The sequence below is a fragment of the Spongiimicrobium salis genome (genome assembly GCF_043678055.1).
GTDB lineage: Bacteria > Bacteroidota > Bacteroidia > Flavobacteriales > Flavobacteriaceae > Spongiimicrobium > Spongiimicrobium salis.
The window spans coordinates 24,087-47,351 of the sequence record NZ_JBHEQA010000008.1 but is presented as its reverse complement, the minus strand read 5'-3'; the positions used below and the strand labels follow the sequence as shown (position 1 = coordinate 47,351).

At 40.7% G+C, this 23,265-nt stretch carries 22 protein-coding genes; 10 read left to right on the top strand and 12 right to left on the bottom strand.

The window, feature by feature from the left end:
* Positions 1–391: 391 nt before the first annotated feature.
* Complete coding sequence (locus tag ACEXOE_RS22580; RefSeq protein ID WP_394751148.1) at positions 392–1,297, top strand: PorP/SprF family type IX secretion system membrane protein; 906 nt, start codon at positions 392–394, stop codon at positions 1,295–1,297.
* A gap of 37 nt (positions 1,298–1,334) precedes the next feature.
* Positions 1,335–3,296 carry an OmpA family protein gene (locus ACEXOE_RS22575; RefSeq protein ID WP_394751147.1) on the top strand — a complete coding sequence of 654 codons (1,962 nt, stop codon included), beginning with the start codon at positions 1,335–1,337 and terminating at the stop codon, positions 3,294–3,296.
* Between the two features lie 53 nt (positions 3,297–3,349).
* On the opposite strand, the gene ACEXOE_RS22570 is transcribed toward ACEXOE_RS22575, so the two are convergent.
* From ACEXOE_RS22570 to ACEXOE_RS22560, 3 genes are read right to left on the bottom strand one after another with little or no spacing between them, the layout of a single operon-like run.
* Positions 3,350–4,168, bottom strand: coding sequence for a mechanosensitive ion channel family protein (locus ACEXOE_RS22570; RefSeq protein WP_394751146.1), 819 nt, complete (start codon positions 4,166–4,168; stop codon positions 3,350–3,352).
* A gap of 15 nt (positions 4,169–4,183) precedes the next feature.
* Positions 4,184–4,384, bottom strand: a complete 201-nt coding sequence (locus tag ACEXOE_RS22565; protein WP_394751145.1) for a hypothetical protein — start codon at positions 4,382–4,384, stop codon at positions 4,184–4,186.
* Entirely contained in the window at positions 4,385–4,954 is a 570-nt protein-coding gene (locus ACEXOE_RS22560) for an RNA polymerase sigma factor (protein ID WP_394751239.1), read from the bottom strand. It abuts the gene before it with no gap.
* Positions 4,955–5,287: 333 nt separating this feature from the next.
* On the opposite strand from ACEXOE_RS22560, the gene ACEXOE_RS22555 reads away from it, so the two are divergent.
* Positions 5,288–5,989, top strand: coding sequence for a hypothetical protein (locus ACEXOE_RS22555; protein ID WP_394751144.1), 702 nt, complete (start codon positions 5,288–5,290; stop codon positions 5,987–5,989).
* 1 nt (position 5,990) lies between these two features.
* Here the strand turns inward: ACEXOE_RS22555 and ACEXOE_RS22550 are convergent, their stop codons facing one another.
* From ACEXOE_RS22550 to ACEXOE_RS22540, 3 genes are read right to left on the bottom strand one after another with little or no spacing between them, the layout of a single operon-like run.
* Positions 5,991–7,136, bottom strand: a complete 1,146-nt coding sequence (locus ACEXOE_RS22550) for an MFS transporter (protein ID WP_394751143.1) — start codon at positions 7,134–7,136, stop codon at positions 5,991–5,993.
* Positions 7,137–7,172: 36 nt separating this feature from the next.
* On the bottom strand, positions 7,173–8,447 hold the full coding sequence (gene kynU / locus ACEXOE_RS22545; RefSeq protein WP_394751142.1) for a kynureninase: 1,275 nt from the start codon (positions 8,445–8,447) through the stop codon (positions 7,173–7,175).
* A gap of 54 nt (positions 8,448–8,501) precedes the next feature.
* On the bottom strand, positions 8,502–8,975 hold the full coding sequence (locus tag ACEXOE_RS22540) for a GNAT family N-acetyltransferase (protein WP_394751141.1): 474 nt from the start codon (positions 8,973–8,975) through the stop codon (positions 8,502–8,504).
* A gap of 102 nt (positions 8,976–9,077) precedes the next feature.
* Here ACEXOE_RS22540 and ACEXOE_RS22535 point away from each other — a divergent pair, with 102 nt between their 5' ends.
* On the top strand, positions 9,078–9,719 hold the full coding sequence (locus ACEXOE_RS22535; protein ID WP_394751140.1) for an O-methyltransferase: 642 nt from the start codon (positions 9,078–9,080) through the stop codon (positions 9,717–9,719).
* Here the strand turns inward: ACEXOE_RS22535 and ACEXOE_RS22530 are convergent.
* From ACEXOE_RS22530 to ACEXOE_RS22505, 6 genes are all read right to left on the bottom strand, one after another.
* Positions 9,697–10,257: a phosphatase PAP2 family protein gene (locus ACEXOE_RS22530; protein ID WP_394751139.1), complete on the bottom strand. Its 561-nt coding sequence runs from the start codon at positions 10,255–10,257 to the stop codon at positions 9,697–9,699. The two genes, ACEXOE_RS22535 and ACEXOE_RS22530, sit on opposite strands and share 23 nt — an antisense overlap.
* Position 10,258: 1 nt before the next feature.
* Positions 10,259–10,540, bottom strand: coding sequence for a Sec-independent protein translocase subunit TatA/TatB (locus tag ACEXOE_RS22525; RefSeq protein ID WP_394751138.1), 282 nt, complete (start codon positions 10,538–10,540; stop codon positions 10,259–10,261).
* 87 nt (positions 10,541–10,627) lie between these two features.
* The gene (locus ACEXOE_RS22520; RefSeq protein ID WP_394751137.1) at positions 10,628–12,937 is read right to left on the bottom strand and encodes a M1 family metallopeptidase; all 2,310 of its coding nucleotides are present in this window, start codon (positions 12,935–12,937) and stop codon (positions 10,628–10,630) included.
* A 63-nt stretch (positions 12,938–13,000) separates the two neighbouring features.
* Positions 13,001–13,507, bottom strand: coding sequence for a DUF6702 family protein (locus ACEXOE_RS22515; protein ID WP_394751136.1), 507 nt, complete (start codon positions 13,505–13,507; stop codon positions 13,001–13,003).
* Between the two features lie 113 nt (positions 13,508–13,620).
* On the bottom strand, positions 13,621–14,409 hold the full coding sequence (locus tag ACEXOE_RS22510) for a carboxypeptidase-like regulatory domain-containing protein (RefSeq protein ID WP_394751135.1): 789 nt from the start codon (positions 14,407–14,409) through the stop codon (positions 13,621–13,623).
* Positions 14,410–14,541: 132 nt separating this feature from the next.
* On the bottom strand, positions 14,542–15,291 hold the full coding sequence (locus ACEXOE_RS22505; protein WP_394751134.1) for a carboxypeptidase-like regulatory domain-containing protein: 750 nt from the start codon (positions 15,289–15,291) through the stop codon (positions 14,542–14,544).
* A 184-nt stretch (positions 15,292–15,475) separates the two neighbouring features.
* Here ACEXOE_RS22505 and pepE point away from each other — a divergent pair, with 184 nt between their 5' ends.
* From pepE to ACEXOE_RS22475, 6 genes are all read left to right on the top strand, one after another.
* The gene (gene pepE, locus ACEXOE_RS22500) at positions 15,476–16,168 is read left to right on the top strand and encodes a dipeptidase PepE (RefSeq protein ID WP_394751133.1); all 693 of its coding nucleotides are present in this window, start codon (positions 15,476–15,478) and stop codon (positions 16,166–16,168) included.
* A 126-nt stretch (positions 16,169–16,294) separates the two neighbouring features.
* The gene (locus ACEXOE_RS22495; protein WP_394751132.1) at positions 16,295–20,068 is read left to right on the top strand and encodes a beta strand repeat-containing protein; all 3,774 of its coding nucleotides are present in this window, start codon (positions 16,295–16,297) and stop codon (positions 20,066–20,068) included.
* 1 nt (position 20,069) lies between these two features.
* Complete coding sequence (locus ACEXOE_RS22490; protein WP_394751131.1) at positions 20,070–21,218, top strand: gliding motility-associated C-terminal domain-containing protein; 1,149 nt, start codon at positions 20,070–20,072, stop codon at positions 21,216–21,218.
* A gap of 177 nt (positions 21,219–21,395) precedes the next feature.
* The gene (locus ACEXOE_RS22485; protein ID WP_394751130.1) at positions 21,396–22,133 is read left to right on the top strand and encodes a M15 family metallopeptidase; all 738 of its coding nucleotides are present in this window, start codon (positions 21,396–21,398) and stop codon (positions 22,131–22,133) included.
* 43 nt (positions 22,134–22,176) lie between these two features.
* On the top strand, positions 22,177–22,944 hold the full coding sequence (locus ACEXOE_RS22480; RefSeq protein ID WP_394751129.1) for a M48 family metalloprotease: 768 nt from the start codon (positions 22,177–22,179) through the stop codon (positions 22,942–22,944).
* 132 nt (positions 22,945–23,076) lie between these two features.
* Positions 23,077–23,244: a DUF6747 family protein gene (locus ACEXOE_RS22475; protein ID WP_394751128.1), complete on the top strand. Its 168-nt coding sequence runs from the start codon at positions 23,077–23,079 to the stop codon at positions 23,242–23,244.
* The last annotated feature ends 21 nt before the right edge of the window (positions 23,245–23,265 follow it).

Sequence of the window (23,265 nt, the reverse complement as noted above, 5' to 3'; positions counted from 1 at the left end):
AGCAAACTTCAATGTTTTTCTACCAGAAAACGGATTTGTACAAGCTTGTCATTTATCGGGTTAAATGAACGCTTATCGAACGTCTATATTTTCCATTTCTCATGAGAATAAGACCTGTAAAACAAATCTCTAGGTCGTTCATCCGATACCAGTTATCAATCATCCGATTTTTGTAAAAAAACACGACAAAATACCTTTTAACTTACTGAAAATGAATTATATCTATAGAAAAATGCCATTCATCGAAGGAAGTTCCCCTTAACGAATTTCAGGGCTTATTCGACGGTTATATTCCCTGCTACCCCCCCTTTATTGTTGCTTTGTAGAAGGAATTAAGACCAAATCTTTAATTCCATTTGGGGAACTAGAACACTACTTAAATTAAAGCGCTATGATACGCACAAAAAAAGTCTTGATCGCTGTGGCGATCTTTTGGGGAATTTGGGGAAATGCACAACAGCTACCACAATTTACACAGTATTTGTACAATACCGTTTCTGTAAATCCAGCCTATGCAGGAAGTAGGGAGAACCTTAATGTTACAGCCCTACATAGAAATCAATGGTCTGGGTTGGACGGAAATCCTACCACTAGCACATTTACTTTACATGCTCCACTTCGAAATGACAGAGTGGGTGTTGGTTTTTCCTATATCAGCGATGATCTTGGTTTTGAACGAACAAACTACATTTATGGGGATTTTTCATATACCGTTCCTGTTCAAGAAGGTGTAAATCTTTCTTTTGGCTTAAAAGCAGGTTTTACAAGTTATTACCTTACTACGCCGGATGCTTCCGACAATTTCTTTAACAATAATGGCACGGTTTGGAATCCTAATTTTGGGGTAGGTGCCTATATCAGCTCTGATCGCTGGTTTGCAGGGATTTCATCTCCCAGAATATTAAATACCGACCTCAACAACGGAGAATTTGAAGCTCTGGAACGAAATAGTTACTACGCCATTGGGGGTGTAGTTATGGATGTTTCTCCCGATCTTAAGTTTAAACCTTCGGTAATCACAAAATTCACGGAAGGAGCTCCTTCCACGTATGATGTATCGGCTAATTTTCTTTTGTACGAGAAATTGTGGATCGGTGCTACCTATAGATTCAATTTTGCCAACAATTTTGGTGCTATTTTAGACTATCAAGTGTTCAAAGATGTACGAATAGGGTATGCCTATGACTTACCAACTTCCGAGTTTAGTCAATTCAGTACAGGTACTCATGAGATTGTATTGATCTATGAGCCTTTTTCCAAAAAGAAAGGCGGAGTCAAATCGCCTCGATACTTCTAAAAAACACAAATCTTAAAAACCTACTAATTCATTTGTCATGAAAATAGTTCTGAAAAAAACCGCTTTTATCATCCTAATATTGTTTTCTCAATTGATGTTTGCCCAATATGGCGCTCAAAAAAGAGGGGATTATTATTTTGGTCAATTCTCCTATGCAAAGGCTATAAAGGAATACGAAAAGATGGTCGTCGGTAATTTCAATACAAATTACGCCCATCAACAATTGGCCGAATGCTATTTACTGATCCGTGATTACAAGAACTCCATTCCTCATTTTGAGGCTGTAATCAATGATGCCAGTATTCCAACAGATTATTACTTTAAATACGGCATGGCCTTATATAGCGATGGCCAACGTAAGAAAGCCGAAAAGTGGCTAAAAAAATACAAGAAATTCAATAAAAATGACTCCCGTGTAAAACGATTTCTAAAAGATGGGACTTTGGCTTCAGTGGTATTCAACAGTAGACAACGCTACGATCTAGAGCCGGTGGCCTTCAATTCCAAAGAAGCCGATTTTGGGGTATTTGCCCATGAAGGAAAACTTTATTTTGCTTCATCACGAAAGGACAAAATCAATGGCGAAGAATATGGGTGGAATGAGGAACCTTGGTTAGATCTATTCATGATCAAAGAAGGAGATCTAGAGGCGGTTCCAGAAAAATTATCTGGGGATGTGAATACCAAATTTCATGAAAGTTCTATAGTATTCAGTACAGATTATAAGAATGATACCATCATCTATTTTACGCGGAACAATTACTATAAAAAGAAAAAAGGTTACGGTGCAGAGGATGAAATTAATTTAAAAATATATAGTGCCATAAAAAAGGATGGAGAATGGATCACCAACAGGAATTTAAGAATCAATAGTGATTACTTTTCTACGGGTCATCCTTTTGTAAGTCCAGAACGTAAAAGAATTTACTATACCTCGGATAGACCTGGAGGTTACGGTGGAACAGATATTTATTATTCAGAGATACATGACAGAGGTGGGATAGGACCTTCCATCAATGCGGGTCCTGTTATCAATACTGAAGGAAACGAAATGTTCCCTTTTATCAATGCCGAAGGAACCCTATTCTTTTCATCGGACGGACATGTTGGATTTGGACAAATGGACGTGTTCTCTACCGTCTCGGACGATCAGGGGAAGCTCATCGATGTTATTAATCTGGGGCGTCCCATTAACAGTAGCAGTGACGATTTTGGTTATTTTGCTTTTGAAGACGGTATCAACGGATACATCAGTTCCAATAGAGAAGGAGGTCAAGGCGGCGATGATATTTATAAATTTGAATTTACCCCTTCTTTATCTGTTGAAGGTATTGTACGGGATGGGGTTAACTATCAACCTTTGGACAGTGTGATGATAACCTTGATCGATCAGGTCACCAACAAAAAAATAGCTGATGTTCTTACCGATAAAGACGGACATTATAAAATGTTTGTCAATCGTAAAGCCAATTATATGATCGAAGCGGTCCGAAAAACACATCCGCACAAATTCATCTACTTTAATACGCATACGATATCAAGGAAAACAAGGATCGTACAACAAGACATTATTTTAGAACCCGTACTGGATCTGAAGATATTGGCCGATCTTAATAAAATCTATTTTGATTTTAATAAAAGTGATATTCGACCCGATGCGGCCCTAGAATTGGACAAAGTGGTAAAATTGATGACACAGACCTATCCAGAAATGATCATTAAATTGGAAGCTCATACGGATCCCGTTGGAAGCCATGCCTATAACGATGCTTTATCTGAACGAAGGGCAAAATCTACCTATGAGTACCTTATTGAGCACGGCGTTCCTGAAAATCACATCCTTTCCTACAAAGGATATGGCAAGCGAAAAACAATCAATACATGTACAGGTAAAAAAGACTGTACTGCTGAGGAACTGGAATTGAATAGAAGAACAGAATTCCCTATCATTCAAATTAAGAACGACCGTCCGAATACCTTGGTCGCTAAGTCAAAATAATAGCCAAACCCAATATAGTGTCTAAGCTAGCATGGCAACGTGCTAGCTTTTTTTTAGCCTATTTTCACCCTACTTTCGGCAACTTCTTTGATAGGAAGTACAATTTTACCTTCTTTGGTATCCAAAGTCATGGTCATATTGTCTATAGACTCAATGGTTCCTTTAATATCGTCAATTTTGATTTTATCGCCTACAGCATAGTTTTTCCTGGCGTAAAAGGACCGTAGTAAATCCCCAACAATCTCTCTAGAGCCTAGGCCAAAGCCTAAAGCCATTGCCAATAAAAACGCCCCTAAAATGATAGTGAAATTACTTGTAATAATAGTGGTATCGATTCCCGCTTGATTCAGGGCCGTAATCGTAACAAAAATAGCAATGATGTAAAAGATGACATTGCCAATAATTTTTGACCCTCCCATTCCCATGGAATCAAAAACACTGACCAAAGCTTTCTTTATCATTCGGGCGGCAAACATCCCGATCATAAAAATGACCATAGCACTGAGCAGTATGGGCAAATAGCGCAATAGATTGGCAATTTCTGTAGAAATAATGGATAAGCCTATGATATCCGCGGCCACAATAATGAATACCAACATGAACAGCCATTTTACAAAAGCCAGAAGAATTTTAGAGATATCTATTTTAATTTTACTATCATCCCCAAAAAGCCCCGCATCATTGATTCTTTGGGATACCTTTTCAATTTTGGCCACTTTAAGGATTTTCTTGAGGATAAAGAGTACAATTTTGATAATAATCCATCCTATAAGCAATGCTACGATCGCCCCTACAATATTGGGCAGAACACCTGCTATTTGGTCAATAATGGTAGTCAGTGATTTGGTTGCCAAGGTTTTCAATTCATCCATAACAGCGTATTTAGGTTAGTTATTTTGTTCTGATCTCTTATTACTTTTAAACATTCCTTCGAGGACCGATTTAAAATTCGTGGTAAACAAAGTCCCCATCTCCATAAAAAATTTGGCAATGGCCACATCGTGCATCACTTTTTTCCTCATGTGTGCAGGAACCTCCTTTAAGGAGCTTTGCATTACTTTAAACGGATTCTCTTTGTTATCTGCCATCTACGGTAGTTTATTGTACATTTCCAATACTCTTGCTTTTGCCCTTTTTAGGCGCATCTTTACAGCACTTGTGCCCACATCCAAAATGGTTTCCAACTCCTTGATCGAAACATCATCTTGGTACTTCAATAACAATATTGATTTATCTTCCGGGGGAATCAAGGACAGAGCTTTTTTCAGTTTAGTTGTTCTCATTTGAAACAGTTCACCATCTTCAACTTCTACAATAATAGTATTCTCTTTATCTTCTATAGGTCTTGCCTTGTCGCTCATTTTCCGTTCTTTGTTTCGATTTACATAATTGACACAAAAATTATAGGTAAACGAATACAACCAGCTAGAGAATTTTGATTTTCCCTTAAAACTGGCCAGTTTTACAAATAATAATAAAAACACATCCTGTGTTAGATCTTCTGCTTCATCGCTAGATTTAGAAAAACCGTAGCACTTATTATAAACCAACTTTGCATATCTATCGTAAAGAATTCCAAACAACAGCGTGTCATTGTTTTGTACGATTTTCTGAACTAGTTCTTCATCGGATAAATTAAAAAAAGGATTGTTCTTCAGCGAAGCTGTCCCCGTAAGGTTTATAAGTACAAGACACAGCTTTTTTAGAAAAGTTACCAATGTTCCGATTTAGTATTGGGGTTCAAAAGTTAAATTTATAACATAAATTGACAACCCATAAGAGAAATTCATATAAAATATCGTACATCTTGCAAAGTACTCTCTTTCAATATGCGATAATCTCCCTTAGTTGATACCCTTAAGACACCATTTTTTATAAAAAGTCACCTATTCCACAACCTATTTATCCAAAATGCCGCATTTATACTATGGAATTTGCGTACGGAGGAGGACTTGGATCAAAAAGATCCTATCTTTGCAAAAAAAATAAAAATGAGACACTTCCTTTTTTTGACCACTACTTTTTTCCTTTTGATTTTATCTGCGTGTAAAACAGAGAAAAAAAATGAGGCCACCGTAGCTGAACCAGAAACTGTAAAAGAACTAAGTATTTTAGAGAAAGTGGCACAGGCCCACGGTTATGATCAGTGGAAAACAGTACAGAAATTGGAGTTCACTTTTAATGTAGATAGAGGAACTGAGGAAACAACCCATTACGAACGTTCCTGGGCCTGGGAAACCAAAGCCAATATTGTAAGCCAGGATACCATTCGTTATCATCGCAATGAACTCACGCCAGACAGTCCGGAATACCGCGTAAATGGCGGATTCGTTAATGATAAATATTGGTTATTGGCCCCTTTCAACCTCATCTGGGACAAAGATAATTTTACCTATGAGCACAGTACCGAAGCTACAGCTCCGATCAGTGCTGAAAGTATGCAAAAGTTGACCATTGTATACAGTAACGAAGGCGGGTATACTCCAGGCGATGCCTATGATTTCTATTTTGGAGACGACTACTTGGTCAAAGAATGGGTCTTTCGAAAAGCAAATCAGGAAGAAGCAAACCTAGCAACTACCTGGGAGGCTTATGAGGATTTTGGTGGTATACCTATGGCTACCATGCACAAAAATGCTGAAGGCACTTTTAAATTATACTTTACCAATATTAAGACCGAAACAAAATCATAAGCTATTTTTTCCGCTGAAGTAAGAGGGTTGCAAGAACTACGAGTATTGTACTTCCCAACAATAGGTAAAAAATTAAATTCAGATCATATTTTTCTGCAATGAATCCCAGTAAAACAGGAGCCAACAAAAATCCTGAATATCCGGTTCCTGCAATAAATGAGACGCCTTTTGAAGATTCTACCCCCTGAATTGTTCCTCCAATACGGAACATTTCAGGGATGATTACAGAAAGGCCAAGTCCAATACAGGCAAAACCGAGAATTGTACTGTACAAAAACGGTTGGAGTACTAATATATACCCTAGCAGGGCCAAAATACTTCCAAACGTAATTAAACGAAAAGATCCAATTTTTGAACTGATCCCATCCGCAAAAAAACGCCCTGTAGTCATCGTAATAGAAAAGCCCAGGAAACCAGCTCCTATTAGGTTTTCTGGTGCTTTGCGTATTTCTTTTAGGTACAAGCTACTCCAATCGACCACAGCTCCTTCACTCCCCATAATGACAAAAGAAATCATGCCCAATACGAATAAGGGTTTAAATACTTTAAAACTAAAAGGTTCTTTTACGATAGGTCCAGCTGTGATATGCCTATAGTTTTTCACTAAAAAAGCATTCACGGATAGCACCAGAAGCATCGCCAAGCACATATGTATTATTGGGCTACCAATTTTAGGAATTAGAAAACTTCCCAAACCGGCCAAAACACCGCCCAAACTAAAAAAACCATGAGCTGCCGACATAAAATTCTCTTGATCTTCTTTTTCCAGTTCCGTAACCAAGGTATTCATCGCAATATCGGTAAAGCCGTTGGCAAAACCGAAAAGAAAAAGACTTCCAATCGACATGTAATAATTCGTAGCCAAAAATGGAAATATGGCTAAGACTACACAGCCTAAAACTCCTACCCAAGTGGCCTTGCCCACGCCTAAACGCCCTATTAAGGCCGAAGCCATGGGAAAAACGGTAAAAACCCCCAAAGACAGAAAAAAAATGGCAATTCCCAACTCAGAATTATCCAAAGCCAGTTTTTCCTTGATCGTTGGAATATAGATGGCCCAGGTACCAAACAAAATATTGAGACTTGCGAATACCCAGGCTGGAGCAAAATAACGTGGATTGGAAAGAATTAGTTTTAAAGACTTCATATACTACTAATGACAGAGTGCAAGCATCAAAATATCTTATTCAAGATCCTTTTGAATACCTTCCTTTAGAATTTGACCAAACTGATACATATCTTCAAAAGAACAATAAAAAGGGGCCGGTGCCAGGCGTATGACATTGGGTTCACGCCAATCCGTAATCACGCCCTTCGCCATTAAATAGTCGAACAAAGCTTTACCTTCCCCGTGCAAAAATACAGAAAGCTGACACCCTCTTTCCTCAGGCGTAATAATTTCAAAAGTACTATCGACCTCCCTATCAATTTCTTGCAAAATAAATTCAAGATAGGCCACAATTTTATTTCGCTTAGCAATCAGCTTGTCCATACCCACTTCTTCAAAAAGGCTTAAAGAAGCTAAGTAAGGAGCCATAGACAAAACTGGAGCATTACTTATTTGCCAGGCATCGGCAGTATCCATAGGTTCAAATTCCGGTTTCATCAAAAAACGGGTTTCTTTCTTGGTGCCCCACCAACCTTCAAATCGAGGGATATCTTTGCGTCCCAGATAATTCTCATGCACAAAAATCCCCGAAGCGTTTCCAGGGCCGCTGTTCATATACTTATAACTACACCATGCGGCAAAATCTACGCCCCAATCATGTAATTTCAACGCAACATTGCCAACAGCATGAGCCAAATCCCATCCTACATAGGCGCCTACGGATTTCCCAGCCTTGGTAATCGCCTCCATATCGAACACTTGACCCGTATAATAGTTGACCCCTCCTATCAGGACCAAAGCCAGCTCTTCCCCTACTTCTTTGATTTTAGCCAGAATATCCTCCGTTCTCCAAGAATGTTCCCCCACTCTTCGTTTAAGCGGTACTATAGCCTCCTTAGGATCGAATCCATGATGTTTTACCTGACTCTGGAACATGTATTGATCTGAAGGAAATGCTTTTTCCTCACAAATGATTTTAAATCGTTTGGAACTTGGTCTATAAAAAGAGACCATCAGCAAATGCAGGTTTACGGTAAGCGTGTTCATGACAGATACCTCTTTGGCTTGCCCTCCTACTACTTTTGCCAAAGGAGCTGCCAAACGTTCATGATAGTCCCACCATGGTTTGTCTGCATAAAAATGCCCTTCTACAGCTAAATTCTCCCAATCGGACATAATTTCATCCACATAGGTCTTGGTACGTTTAGGTTGAAGGCCAAGGGAATTTCCCGTGAAATATATCACTTGTTTTCCGTTCACTTTTGGAAAGTGGAACGCCTCGCGGTACGAACGAAGTTCATCTTCCGCATCCAGCTGTTGTGCAAATTGCAGGCTGTTTTTGAATTGCATTTCTTGGTTTTTTTCAAAAATACAACTTCATTATTAATGATAATTGCTTATCCTTTAGGAAAGTTCTCGCCGATCCAATCGCATTTCAACAAGGTGCTTTTGGAAACCTACTTTTTCATAGGCTTTAATGGCAGGGATGTTATCTACATAGACCGTTAAACGGATTTCGTTTATCCCTTTGGTCAGGGCCCAATCTTTTAAATGCGATAGGATGATACGGTTTACTCCCTTTCCCCTATATTGGGGAACTGTGTACATAAACCCACAGTACATATAGGTTTCATGATCCAAATAGGGTTTAGCCGCTTTGATCAAGCCATAGCCCGAACCTACAATCTGATCTTTATACATGATCACAGCTACCTCGGCATTATCTGCCAAAATCAATTGTTCCAGGTCATAATAATGAATATCTCCTTTTCTCAATGTACTGTCAAAGGGTCTTTCGGCAGTAATGATGCCCTGTTCAAATTCCAAAAGAATTTCCAAATCTTCCAAAATGGCGGATCTACATTCAAATTTTTCCATCAGTACTCGGTTAATCGTATATATACACCCAAAGTACTATATATTTCTTTGTCCCTGAACTTTTATTGGGTTGTGTTTTATAATTTTGTCAAAAATACTAGCATGCATTTTCTTTCGGACATTCTGGAAAACTACATTGCCGATCATTCAGAAGAAGAACCGAAGCTCCTACAGGAGTTGACTCGGGAAACGCACCTTAAGGTGATACAACCTCGAATGATCACAGGGCATTTCCAAGGAAGAGTCCTGAGCATGTTATCCAAAATACTGTATCCGGCAACGGTATTGGAAATAGGGACCTATACCGGCTATTCTGCCTTATGTTTGGCCGAAGGCTTGCAAAAAAGTGGGCAGCTCCATACCATAGATATCAATGAAGAATTATATGATATGCAACGCCGATATTTCGATCGAAGTGATTACGGGGAACAAATCATTCAGCATACAGGAAATGCCCTGGATATTATACCCAATATGGATCTTACTTTTGATCTTGTTTTTATCGATGCGGAAAAGACAAGTTATCTGGATTATTTTGACGCCGTACTTCCAAAAACAAGACCTGGAACCATTATCCTTTCCGACAATGTGCTTTGGTCAGGAAAGGTAGTAGAGCCCTTATCTCCCAAAGACAAAGCAACAAAGGTACTTTTGGAGTATAATAAGCAGCTTAAAGAAGATCCCCGCTTAGAAACGGTTTTACTCCCAATAAGAGACGGACTTACCGTAAGTAGAGTACGCTGACTTTTTGATAAATTCTGTGAAATACATAGGCAAAAAGTGTTCCCACCGTGGCTCCTACAATAATGTCCGTGGGGTAATGGACACCTAAATATATTCTACTAAAACAGAAGAGCAAGGGCCAAATAAGAATAATATAAATCCACTTTACTTTTTTTCTTAAAAAGAAAACGGCGAACATGGCAATACTAAAAGAAGAGGCTGCATGTCCTGAAAAAAAACTATAATCACTAGGGGAAATTACGGCCCGTATTAATCCCTTCATGGCCTCATCATTGCTAGGTCTTAGTCTTTCCACCCCATTCTTGGTTAAAAAAATAGCTAAGGTTACCAACAATAACATACTAATAAGTGCCAAGAATATTCCCAAGATTTCCCTTTTGGAATTTTTTACTAAAATTAATACGCCAAGACCAATGAATAAGGGCAACCAAGTATTGAATTTTGTAACGATAATCCAGAAAGAATCATATTGTTCAGCGCCCAAATTGTTTAAATAGATAAAGAAATCCTTGTCCCACTCCAACAATTTATCCAACATATTACTTTCTTTTAATTACTCCTGTAATATCGTTTACTTCGTCCTTTACTTTATCTATTTCTTGTTTAATATCTTTTGTGAAGTCGGTATCTATCCCCTGTTTTTCGGCACTCTTTTGAATCTCTTGCTTGATATCTTCGGTAGCATCCCTTAATTGACGCATGCCCTTACCCAATCCTTTGGCGATTTCCGGAATTTTATCGGCGCCAAAGACCATGACCACAATAAATAAAATGAACATTACCTCGGGGCCTCCTATAAATAAAAATTGCATAGCGTACATGCTACAAATATAATAAAGTTTGTAATGAAAAAGCCTGTCAGGTTTTCAAAACTTGACAGGCTGATATCTTTTGAAAAAAGGATGTTTTTATTTTCCTTTTATATTTCCTTTGAATTTATCGAAATCGGACTTTTCTTGTTTCTTGGGCCAAGAATTATTCGTAGTATCGATATCCGCGGTCTCCGCTTTTGGATCAACAATAACGCTTACCAATTCCTTTTGGGAAGACAATACGCGTCTCACCTCAGAATCATTTCTTCTCCAGATTTCCGGAGGGTAGGTAACATTTTCCGTAGAACCATCGGCATAGGTATATTCAACGATCAATGGCATGGGTATACCTCCTGGCTTATCAAAAGTAATTTCATAGAAATACTTTGGCTCTTTTATTTTTGCACGTTCAGCCGCTGTAAGATTATCCATCATATACTCTTTTAAAGTAGTGGATGTCGTTGATGGTTCTTGTCCTTTCTGATTCGCTTTAAAATCTTCCGTACCTTCTTCGGCCAAGAATACCATTGGAGGAAAATCGGCCAAAGTTTGATTTCTCGCCGCCAAATTCTCCTGCATTCTTTTTGTAGGCTTGTCGGTAACGTGGAATTTGCGTACCCCTTTTACACCGATATCCACATAGTCCGTAGTATAGAACCAACCTCTCCAGTACCAATCCAAGTCAACCGCAGAAGCATCTTCCATGGTACGGAAGAAATCTTCCGGTGTAGGGTGCTTAAACTTCCAACGATTGGCATAGGTTTTAAACGCATGGTCAAACAACTCTTTACCCATTACGGTTTCTCTAAGGATATTTAAGGCCGTTGCTGGTTTTCCATAGGCATTTGGTCCTAAACGGTACACATTTTCAGGGTTGGACATGATAGGTGCCATGGTATTCTGACCTCCTGCCATATAAGGTACTATTTTTGAAGGTTCTCCTCTTCGAGAAGGATATTTATCCAATCCGCCCAAGGCTTCGGGATAAGCCTCTCCAAATTCCTGTTCGGCCAAGTACTGCATAAAGGTATCGAGACCTTCATCCATCCATCCCCATTGACGCTCATCGGAATTCACGATCATAGGGAAGAAGTTGTGACCTACTTCATGAATGATAACGCTGATCATGCCATACTTCACACGTTCGCTATATTTTCCTTCTTCATTTGGTCGTCCGTAATTCCAACAGATCATTGGATATTCCATTCCTTGATTCTTGGCATGAACAGAAATTGCCTTGTGATAGGGATAATCAAAAGTATGCGCAGAATACGAAACCAATGTTTGGGCTACTGCCTTTGTGGAATATTCTTCCCAAAGTGGGTTTCCTTCTTTAGGATACATGGAAACTGCCATGACATCTCTGTTCCCCAATTTAACCGCTTGCATGTCCCAGATGAATTTACGGGAAGTAGCAAAACCAAAATCACGTACATTTTCTGCTTTCAGACGCCATGTTTTCTTTTTATTGGAAAAACCTTTTTCTGCCTTTTCCGCTTCTTCTTGTGTAACAATGATTACAGGCTTATCATAGGATTTTTTAGCCTTCTGATAGCGCTTCATCATTTCCTTTGTATACACCTCTTTTCTATTTTGAAGTACTCCAGTACCATCTAAAATATGATCCGCAGGTACCGTAATATTCACCTCGTAATCGCCAAAAGGCAAGGCAAATTCCCCGCTTCCCCAAAATTGGTGGTTTTGCCAACCTTCAACATCGCTATATACTGCCATTCTAGGGAAGAATTGTGCAATTACATAAGCTCTGTTGCCATCCTTTGGAAAATACTCATATCCAGACCTTGCTCTATTGACTGTATGATCGGGAATATTATAGTTCCATTTAATGGAAAAAGAAAGTTGCTCCTTACTTTTTAAAGGCTGTGGAATATTGATCCGCATCATGGTTTGATTAATGGTATAGGACAAGGCCTTGCCATTGGCATCCTTTACCGATAGAATATTAAAACCACCATCAAAAGGTTCGGACATATAGTTCTTCACAAAACCCTGAGCAGTTTGTGCCGTACCCAATCGCTGAGGGTTTCTCAAAGGGGATTTGGAATCTTTAGCTCTTACGTTCTGATCCAATTGCACCCATAGAAATTCCAGATCATCCGGCGAATTATTGGTGTACGTGATGGTTTCTTCTCCAGCGATGGTTGCATTCTTATCGTCCAATTCAATATTCATTTTGTAATCGGCACGTTGTTGATAATAATCCGGACCTGGGGCTCCGGAAGCAGACCTGAAAGTGTTTGGGGTAGAAAATTCCTCATAAAGTTGTTTAAACTTACTTTGATTCAAATGCCCCGGTTCTTTCTCTTTCTTCATCTGATCCTGTGCAATCGCCGTACTGGCGATCAAGAACAAAAATGAAGCAAAATAATACCTAATTTTATTCATTTTCCTATTTAATTTATTAGTCTCGCGAAAAGTAAAGTTTTTTTAAATAATTGTTAAGGAATGTCAGAGATTTAACATTCCTTTATTATTCTCTTTGATCAAAACAAAACTTTTCTTTTTGTCATTTAATTTAAAATGAACCACGTTTTGTTGTTCTTCAAAAAGATCGGTAAGAATTTCGTTCTGTACCTCGATGCTTTTAATGTTGGGAAAGTCAATTTTGGGGATTTCCAAATAGCAGACAATGACATCTTTGTCATATTCCCACCCCAGGAAATCATATTTTTTTTGGTTACCATCTATTTTGAGGGCAAACTTTGCGTTTAGGTACTTTTCGATATACTGCTTTGCATCGGGATTTTCTTCATCGGTAGCGAGTTCCCCATTGATGCCATAGCGCTCTTCCAACAACATCTCCATATCATCAATAAAAATACGGGTAATGACCTGAAGCGCATCATCTTTTTCCGAATAAGAGATGTTGGTAACACTCACATAGAATTTGTGTGCTGTAGTAAAAGCTACTAAAGGCAACAACAAGAGCAATGCTCCTTTTTTTAAAATTCTCATAACAACGATTTTGAAAGGTGCACCCACCCTGAACGCTAAATCCCTTAAAGAAGGGGATCGATTTTATATCAACATCCAAAAATACGCAATCCTTGTGCCAAAAACATAAGGAATTAATCCAAATTGTTGTTCTTTCGATAAATCACACTCTTCCTGCGCATATATTCCCATATTCTAATTCGATCTTCGATATCGGCCAAAGCTTGAAAATTAGGGTCTACTTCACAGTAAAACATGAAGTCGGGAATTTTAGCTTTTGGAATTTTAAGCTCTTTCATAAAAAGGGAATCAGGATAAAAATTGCGCACCCTACTCGTTTGTGCTGCCTTTTTTTCACGGGCCACTCGCTTCTTCAATTTCTTTGTTCTGCCCGAAATGGCATTAATAATGGGGTTCAGGGGTACCGCAGTGAGCAAGCCAACAGAAAACTTCCCAAAGGAGGCTTCCCGCAACAAGCGTTCACTCTGAGTAAGCCTTTTTGCATGGGCATTGGGCAAGCCCAAACTAAAGGCAGTAATCTGGGCAGGAACCTCATCAATATCCTTTTTTAGATCCCCCGTGAGCTTATGTGGCCCCACGACCACTTCGTCCAATTCGGTCAGGATATCTTCCATAGGAACCTGAATTTGAGTGCTCTCCAAGATAGATTTTGTAACTACGAGTTCTTTTTTCTTAAACTGTACCGCCGAAAAGAGTAAGGTATCATTCAATTGTACTTCAATGGAAAAAAAGCCTCTTGCATCAGAAATTGTGGCCCTCTTGGTGGTCGTATTTAAAATATGTACTCCAGAAACCTCATTGGTATCATTCAAAATTCTTCCATCGAGATTGACCTGGGAAAAACCCAAAAAACCGAAGAGGGAAAAAAGGATAAAAACAATATGTGTTTGTTTCTTGATCAAAAGCGTAAAAGGAGCATTAGGTTTGGTTTATGCTATATGCAGTACAGGATGTTGAGACCAATGTACTTTGTATACCTACGGCAAAACATAGTTTTTTAAAAAACTTCCGTAAAATAGGTCTAGGGCAAAATTTTAATTCCTTGCATTCAATTCTTTCAAATAGGTCTTACTATGCGTAACTAAGAAATCCAAGAGTTGAAATTCGTTTTCTTTCTTCAGCAACGTACTTTCCGGTATTCTATTGTCACAATACACCAAGAAATCATCAATGCTTTCTTGCGGCAATTTTAAATCGATTACAAAAAATTCATCATCGTATACTTGCCGTAATACCTCGCTCATTTTCAATTTAGGTTTGTCTTCCCCCTTATCCTTATTTTTTGACTTGAATATGGCTTTAAAAATATTCACAAAATTAAGATCGTCCTGACGTCCTCGTTCTATTTGGGATTGGGCGACATTCTTTACCCCGGTGGAACGATCAATTTCATATTCGTATTCTTTGAGTTCTTCGTTCTTGAGCTCAATGAATTTCTCCTGATTTTCCGGTCCCACAACAACTTCATCCAATTCGGTCACTTTTTCTTTGACCTCTACAACAAGTCGATTCTTCTCCAGGATATCCTCCGTGATCTTTATCACTTTAAGTTTGTAGTTCACTGCCGTAAATACCAATTGATCCCCTAATTTTACCGCTATAACAAATTCCCCATTTTTATCTGTAATCGTAGCCAGTTCTGCGGTACTATTAATCACATTTTCGTTGATCACATTGCTTCCCCTGTACAAAACTTTCCCTCGTAAAAGGCTCCGCTCATTATCTTGTGACCACACAAAGACACTGCACAACATAAAAACAAAAACAAGAAATTGACTTTTCATACAAACTGTTTGAGATTCATCTACGTAAATAGCATACCAGATCTTGCATCAATACCAAGGAGTATTCTATTTTTGTCTGAAATATACTAAATAGTAGCAATAAAGAAAATGTAAGTTCTGGTCAAAAAAAATTTGACAGCATTAAACTTTTGTTAATTTGTATCATCCCACTAAAACAGGATTTGTGAAAAAATTACTTTTAGCCAGTACCTCCACTCTTTTTGGAGAGTCTTATTTGAAATATCTCTTGGAAGATTTAGCGGTTTTTTTCAAGGATATCAACACCATAACATTTATCCCTTATGCGCGGCCAAGCGGTATTTCCCATGACGATTATACGGCATTGGTAGCTCTTGCCCTGTCTAAAATTAACAAAAAAGTTATTGGATTACATTCCTATGAAGACGGCTTGGAAGGTATTGCCAAGGCGGAGGCCATTTTTGCCGGGGGAGGAAACTCTTTTGTTTTGGTCGATCAATTGCATCGGCTGAACCTTATGGAGGCCTTGAAGAAAAAAATACTTGAAGGCATGCCCTATTTGGGTACAAGTGCTGGTTCCAATATTGCAGGACCAAGTATAAAAACTTCCAATGACATGCCCATTGTATACCCGCCAAGTTTTGACAGTTTGGGATTGGTAAATTTTAACATTAATCCCCATTACATGGATCCCGATCCAAAAAGCACACACAACGGGGAAACTCGGGAAACCCGAATTGCGGAATTCCATTGTTATAATACCATTCCGGTAATTGGACTTCGTGAAGGTGATTTCATTCTGGTAAATGACCAGCAATGTATTTTAAAAGGTCCGCATACCGCACGTGTATTTGAAGCGGGAAAAGCAGCCTATGAAACCTCAAAATTAGACCTTTAACAACCTTTCAACGTATAAAATTGCGCTTTGTCCCATTAGGTATGAATTTAGGATTATATCCTTAATTTTATAAGGATATAATTATATTTTTGCTCCCCTATTGAAACTGAAAAAGATACATTTATTATGGCTTCCATTCTCCAAAAAATAGCCCCCCTATTTCTTCTCATTTTTTCTTGCACGACCCTTTTGGGGCAAGTAAAAATTGGGGATAACCCTCAGAATATCGATCCCAGTTCGGTCTTAGAATTGGAAAGCACCTCCAGAGTGCTGGTCATTACTAGGGTCAATACGGTTCAAATGGACGCCATTACCCCTTCACGGGGTGCTCTGGTATACAATACGGATACCGAGTGTATTCACTATTACGATGGAACCCAATGGATCAACATTTGTGATTCCATTGGAGGGCTCACCACCATCACCAATGTTCCCTCCTTAACCAGAAATCCAACGGTTTTGGTGACCGAAACCACAAATGGGAATACGGTAAACTACAATTTGGAAGTGGGCGAAATTACAGGTAGTAATATTGTGGATTCTACCATTGGGGGAGCCGATTTAAGTCCGCGCTCTGTGGGAAGCAATAATTTAGCGGAGAATTCTGTTGGAAATTTTCAGTTGGCAGAAAATGCCGTGGAAGACGATGAAATCAATTTTGCCGTGGTCACCCTCAGTGATTTTACGAATGACGCGGGTTATATTACTACGGCCAATATTGTAAGTGGTGATGCGGATAACTCCATTTTAGTAGGGAGTGACAATGCCGCTTTTCTAAATCTGAATCCCTTGCAGAATAGCGTTGCTGCCAATACTGCTGCCATTGCCGCAGATCAGGATGGCAATGCCAATAACGAAAGTTTAACCGCTGCCACCCTAGATGGTACGGAATTGGTGCTTACCGAATCTGGTAATGAGACCCGTGTAAATCTAGGCGCCTTTAGCAATTCGGGAACAGATGATCAAAATCTGGAAAGCGCCATCTTAACAGGAACCAATTTGGCCATTAACATTGAAGGAGGGAATGATGTGGTGGCCGATCTTAGTGCCTTGGGAACCGACTTGAGTACGACCAATGAAATACAAGCACTCTCTATTTCCGGAAATACCTTGACGCTGAATAACGGCGGAGGCTCGGTTACCCTTCCTACTACCGACGGAGGATCTCTGGATATTGGCGATCAGTTTGATGGTATTACGATTATTGGTGATGGTTCTGCAGCCGACCGATTCCGAGTAGCCAATATTGGATCTGTACAAATCATAGATGGCACCATTAGTGTCAATGATATTGGAGTCAATGCCATACAGACCACCAGCATCATTGATAATAATGTAACCACCACAAAAATTGCCGATGGAAATGTAACTCCAATTAAAATAGAACCTTCAACCGTAAATGGTCAATTTTTAAGTACGGATGGCGCTGGTAATGTGGCTTGGGCAAATTTACCGGCTACAGGCTCTCCAGACGTATTTGATCCCACTACCATTTCCGGAGCTGGTACCGCGGGCGACCCTAGAACGGTGGCCGATAACGGGATTACCACCATAAAGATATTGGACGAGAATGTTACTCCAGCTAAAATTGAGGCTTCTGCTACCGCAGGACAAGTCCTGACCACGGATGCCGTGGGCGATGTGGTATGGGCCGACTTACCTCCTGGATCCGGAGGAGGTTCCGATGTATTTGATGCCACTACCATTTCCGGGGCCGGTACTGCGGGCGACCCTAGAACGGTGGCCGATAACGGGATTACCACCATAAAGATATTGGACGAGAACGTCACTCCCGCTAAAATTGAGGCTTCCGCTACTGCCGGACAGGTCCTGACCACAGATGCCGTGGGCGATGTGGTTTGGGCCGATTTACCTCCTGGATCCGGAGGAGGTTCCGATGTATTTGATGCCACTACCATTTCCGGGGCCGGTACAGCAGGCGACCCTAGAACGGTAGCTGATAATGGGATCACTACCATAAAGATATTGGACGAGAACGTTACTCCCGCTAAAATTGAGGCTTCCGCTACCGCGGGGCAGTTCCTCAGTACCGATGCCGTAGGTGATGTGGTATGGGCCAACGCCCCCCTTCCCATAGTGGATGCCACCACCATTTCAGGTACCGGTGTTGTAGCGACTCCTTTTACCGTGGCCGATAATGGGATCACTACCATAAAGATATTGGACGAAAACGTTACTCCCGCTAAAATTGAGGCTTCCGCTACCGCGGGGCAGTTCCTCAGTACCGATGCCGTAGGTGATGTGGTATGGGCCAACGCCCCCCTTCCCATAGTGGATGCCACCACCATTTCAGGTACCGGTGTCGTAGCCACACCATTTACCGTAGCCGATAATGGGATCACTACCATAAAGTTATTGGACGAGAACGTTACTCCCGCTAAAATTGAGGCTTCCGCTACCGCGGGGCAGTTCCTCAGTACCGATGCCGTAGGTGATGTGGTCTGGGCCGATGCTCCCGTCCCTGTCGTGGATGCCACCACCATTTCAGGTACCGGTGTTGTAGCGACTCCTTTTACCGTGGCCGATAATGGGATCACTACCATAAAGCTATTGGACGAGAACGTTACTCCCGCTAAAATTGAAGCTTCCGCTACCGCGGGGCAGTTCCTCAGTACCGATGCCGTAGGTGATGTGGTTTGGGCCGATGCCCCCGTCCCCGTCGTGGATGCCACTACCATTTCAGGTACCGGTGTTGTAGCGACTCCTTTTACCGTGGCCGATAATGGGATCACTACCATAAAAATATTGGACGAGAACGTTACTCCCGCTAAAATTGAAGCTTCCGCTACCGCGGGGCAATTCCTCAGTACCGATGCCGTGGGCGATGTGGTTTGGGCCAACGCCCCCGTCCCCGTAGTGGATGCCGCTACCATTTCAGGTACCGGTGTTGTAGCGACTCCTTTTACCGTAGCCGATAATGGGATCACTACCATAAAAATATTGGACGAGAACGTTACCCCGGCCAAAATTGAGGCTTCTGCTACTGCAGGACAAGTCTTGACTACGGATGCCGTGGGTGATGTGATATGGGCCGATACAGCACTTCCCATAGTAAATCCTGCTACCATTTCCGGTACCGGTGTCGTAGCCACTCCTTTTACCGTAGCGGACAATGGGATCACTACCATAAAGATATTGGACGAGAACGTTACCCCGGCCAAAATTGAGGCCTCAGCTACTGCTGGGCAGTTCCTCAGTACCGATGCCGTGGGCGATGTGGTTTGGGCAGATGCCCCCGTCCCCGTCGTGGATGCCACCACCATTTCTGGTACCGGTGTTGTAGCGACTCCTTTTACCGTAGCCGATAATGGGATCACTACCATAAAGCTATTGGATGAGAACGTTACTCCCGCTAAAATTGAGGCCTCCGCTACCGCGGGACAAGTCTTGACTACGGATGCCGTAGGCGATGTGGTCTGGGCCGATACAGCACTTCCCGCAGTGAATCCTGCTACCATTTCGGGCACTGGTATCGCTGCCACTCCTTTTACTGTGGCCGACGACGGGATCACCGCCGACAAGATAGGAGCTAATGTTGCAGGGGCAGGGCTTCAACAAAATGCCATTACAGGGGCCTTGGAGGTAGACCCTGCATTTTCTGCCAGTTCTTTTTCGGCAAATATTAGAACAGATCCTGCTGCAGCTGTTACTATTGCTGACGCCGATTATACGGTCATCATTACTAATGCAGCGGCAAATGTGACTCTTCCAGCTGCGGCAGCGGCCAATACGGGACGAATTTATATTTTAAAGAACACCTCTGGGGTAGATGTCACTATAGATAACTATTTGGATGCTGTTGGGGCAGGGTCTACTACATTGGGAATGGGAATCACACAACTACAGAGCGATGGTGCAACTTGGCAACAAATCAATTGATATGAAGAAGTTTCTCCTACTTATTCCTGTTTTTATGTGTCTTGGGCTCCAGGCCCAAACAGCACTCTATAATACCGGAAATTTCAGGGTGCATGAAAATGGGCAACTGGGTTTTCATACCAGTTTTATCAATGATGCCGCTTTTGATGAAAATCTTGGGTTGATCGGCTTTTATGGCAGTTCCGCCATTAGTATTTCCGGCGCCTTTGCCCCTATATTTTTTGATACGGAAATCGTCCATGATAGCGAAGTTTTTTTAGAAACTTCCGTAAATGTCGCTAATAGTACCAATTTCATTGCCGGGGATTTTAGCACCTCCCGCAATCAATCCAGTGTTTTTTTCAATTTTTTGGAAGATGCCTTTGCCGTTGTGGCCACCAATGACAGTAAAATTAATGGCTATGCCCGTATTACGGACAAAGCTGTTTTTACTTTCCCTATTGGTGATGCTGAAGAATTGCGTCCGTTGACCTTAATTTCCGAATCCAACAACACAGAAGCTCGCTGTGCATATTTCTTTGAGGATCCAAATGCTCCGATCAGTCTTAATGCAACCTTTAGTACCAATAGGATTCCTTCTCGAATTAGAGCAGTCAGCAATCTGGAGTTCTGGAGATTGGAAGGTTCCGTCCCTTCCACCATTACAACCAGTTGGACTGCCCGCAGCAATGTTTCCGCCCTTACCGATGATGTCAACAGCATAGTAGTTATGGGCTGGAGCAAAACAGGAAATCAGTGGGTCAGTTTAGGGAGTACCGATCTGGCCGGAGATCTTTCATCGGGCTTTATCACTTCAGAAACCTTTACTCCTGACGATTTTGAAATCCTCTCTCTTGGTGCTTTAAATACACCCACGGAAATCCTTACATTAGACAATTACTATCTTTCTCCCAATGGAGATGGTTTAAATGATGTTCTCATTATCCCGGAACTGGAACTTTCTCCCAATAATACCGTTCGCATCTTTGATCGCTTTGGTCTAAAAGTTTTTGAGCAAAAAAACTACACCAATGAATTCAATGGAACGGCAGATGATAGCAGTATCAGCATATCTAGGGAAAAAGGGTTACCCGCTGGCGTGTATTTCTATTTGGCTTCGTTGGATGACCTCGGTCTTAATTACCAGGGGTTCCTTTATCTGGCCCGATAATCATTTCCATATTTCTTAAATTATTTGGTTACTTTTAAATGACAAAACCAAGTTGTCCTATTCCATACTTATGGACAACGGTATGGATATTGCAATAGGAGACAATACAAATCCGTTTCCCAGCGTTCTTTACTTGGATAGGAAATAGATTATTTTTCAAAGGTTTAAATAAAATAGATGCAAAGAAGATCTTTTATCAAAAAAAGCACCGCCTCAGGATTGGCATTGACCATGGTTCCCAACCTCATCATGGCCAAGACACAGGACTACTATACTTCCATGGAACTAATGGGAAAAGGAGACATTGAACTCTTTGGGAAGGACATCAATTTAAGAAAAGAAGCCCATGATGCGTATTTGGCCATGAAAAAGGCTGCTTTTGCAGATGGAGTCTTTATTGAAATCGTATCGAGCTTTAGAAGTTTTGATCGCCAAGAAGCTATTTGGGAGGGTAAATATTTGCGCTATACCGATGAGGATGGTATGTCTCCCCTAAATGCCATCGATAAAATCATTGAGTATTCTACGATTCCCGGAACAAGCAGGCATCACTGGGGAACGGATATTGATATCACCGATGGGAGCAAGAAGGTTTCAGGGGATATTTTAGTTCCTGAAAAATTTGGAGAAGGCGGCCCTTTTGAGGACTTAAAAAAATGGATGGACAAGAACGCGAACTCCCATGGGTTTTATATGGTGTATACCGATAACCCCAAGCGAAAAGGCTTTAAATATGAACCTTGGCATTACAGTTATGCCCCACTCTCCAAACCCATGTTAAAACAATTCCGAAAGAAAAACATCCTTCGTTTATTGCAGTTGGAAGATTTTATGGGCTGTGAACATTTCACCACCGGATTCGTAAGAACCTATATTCAAAATAATATTCTGGATATTAACCCTCAACTTTTATAAACGTTTTTTTTGTACATTGGGGAATAACCATTGACAAACGAACATGAGAAGAGGTAGTTGGAAAATCCGGATATTTATCGGTCTGGCCATTGTGGCTTTTGCATTTATTCAACGGTGCAACAATAGTGAAGAGAACCCCTATACCAAACGCGTACAGAATATTAATATGACTTCGGAGCAGGAAATTGCTATTGGAATCCAAAGTGCTCCGGAAATAGCCCAACAACACGGCGGACTATACCCAGACAAGCGATTACAATCCTTTGTAGATGCCGTAGGCAATAAATTGGTGCAAAATAGTATCGCCAGAGAAACACCTTACCAATATGATTTTCATTTATTGGCCGATGATCGCACCATCAATGCCTTTGCACTTCCCGGAGGGCAAATATTTATTACGTATGCCTTGTTTTCTCAATTGAACGAAGCGCAACTTGCCGGGGTCCTAGGGCATGAAATAGGTCATGTTATTGGGCGACATTCTGCAGAGCGAATTGCAGATAGTAGTTTTTGGCAAACCTTATCCACAGCAGCTTCTGTTGGGGCCGATGCCGGGGGCATAGTAGGCAGTATTGGCCAAAATACCCTATTAAAGAACGGAAGGGGCGATGAATTGGAAAGCGACGACCTGGGCGTACTCTTTATGATACAATCGGGCTATGATCCCTATGAAATGATTGAGGTGATGAAGATTCTTAAAACAGCGGCCGGCCCTAATAGGGTACCTGAATTTCAAAGCAGTCATCCGGATCCGGAAAATAGGATAGAAAAGATAAAAGAATCCATTACAAAGTACGTAGGTCGAGTTTAATGTTAATTTCCTCGTAAAAATAAGGTGGCAACAAGCTTTGTTAGTATCTTTGAACACAGATAGTCCCAATATCTTATCTTTCAGATTTAACCCTTATAGCTTTGATTATTTATTAATCTAATACAAAACTATATGGGAACGCTATCGCATTTTAAGAACCTATATTTCGATGCATTTGAAAACTGCAAACCGGAATTCGTAGTTGTACTACTAAAAATATATTCAGTTATTTGTGTCACATTGCTCACTATGGCAATCTATGCTTTTGCCTATAGAGCTGTGACAGGATTTGAATTTTAATTCGTCAAAGTTTATGTACTC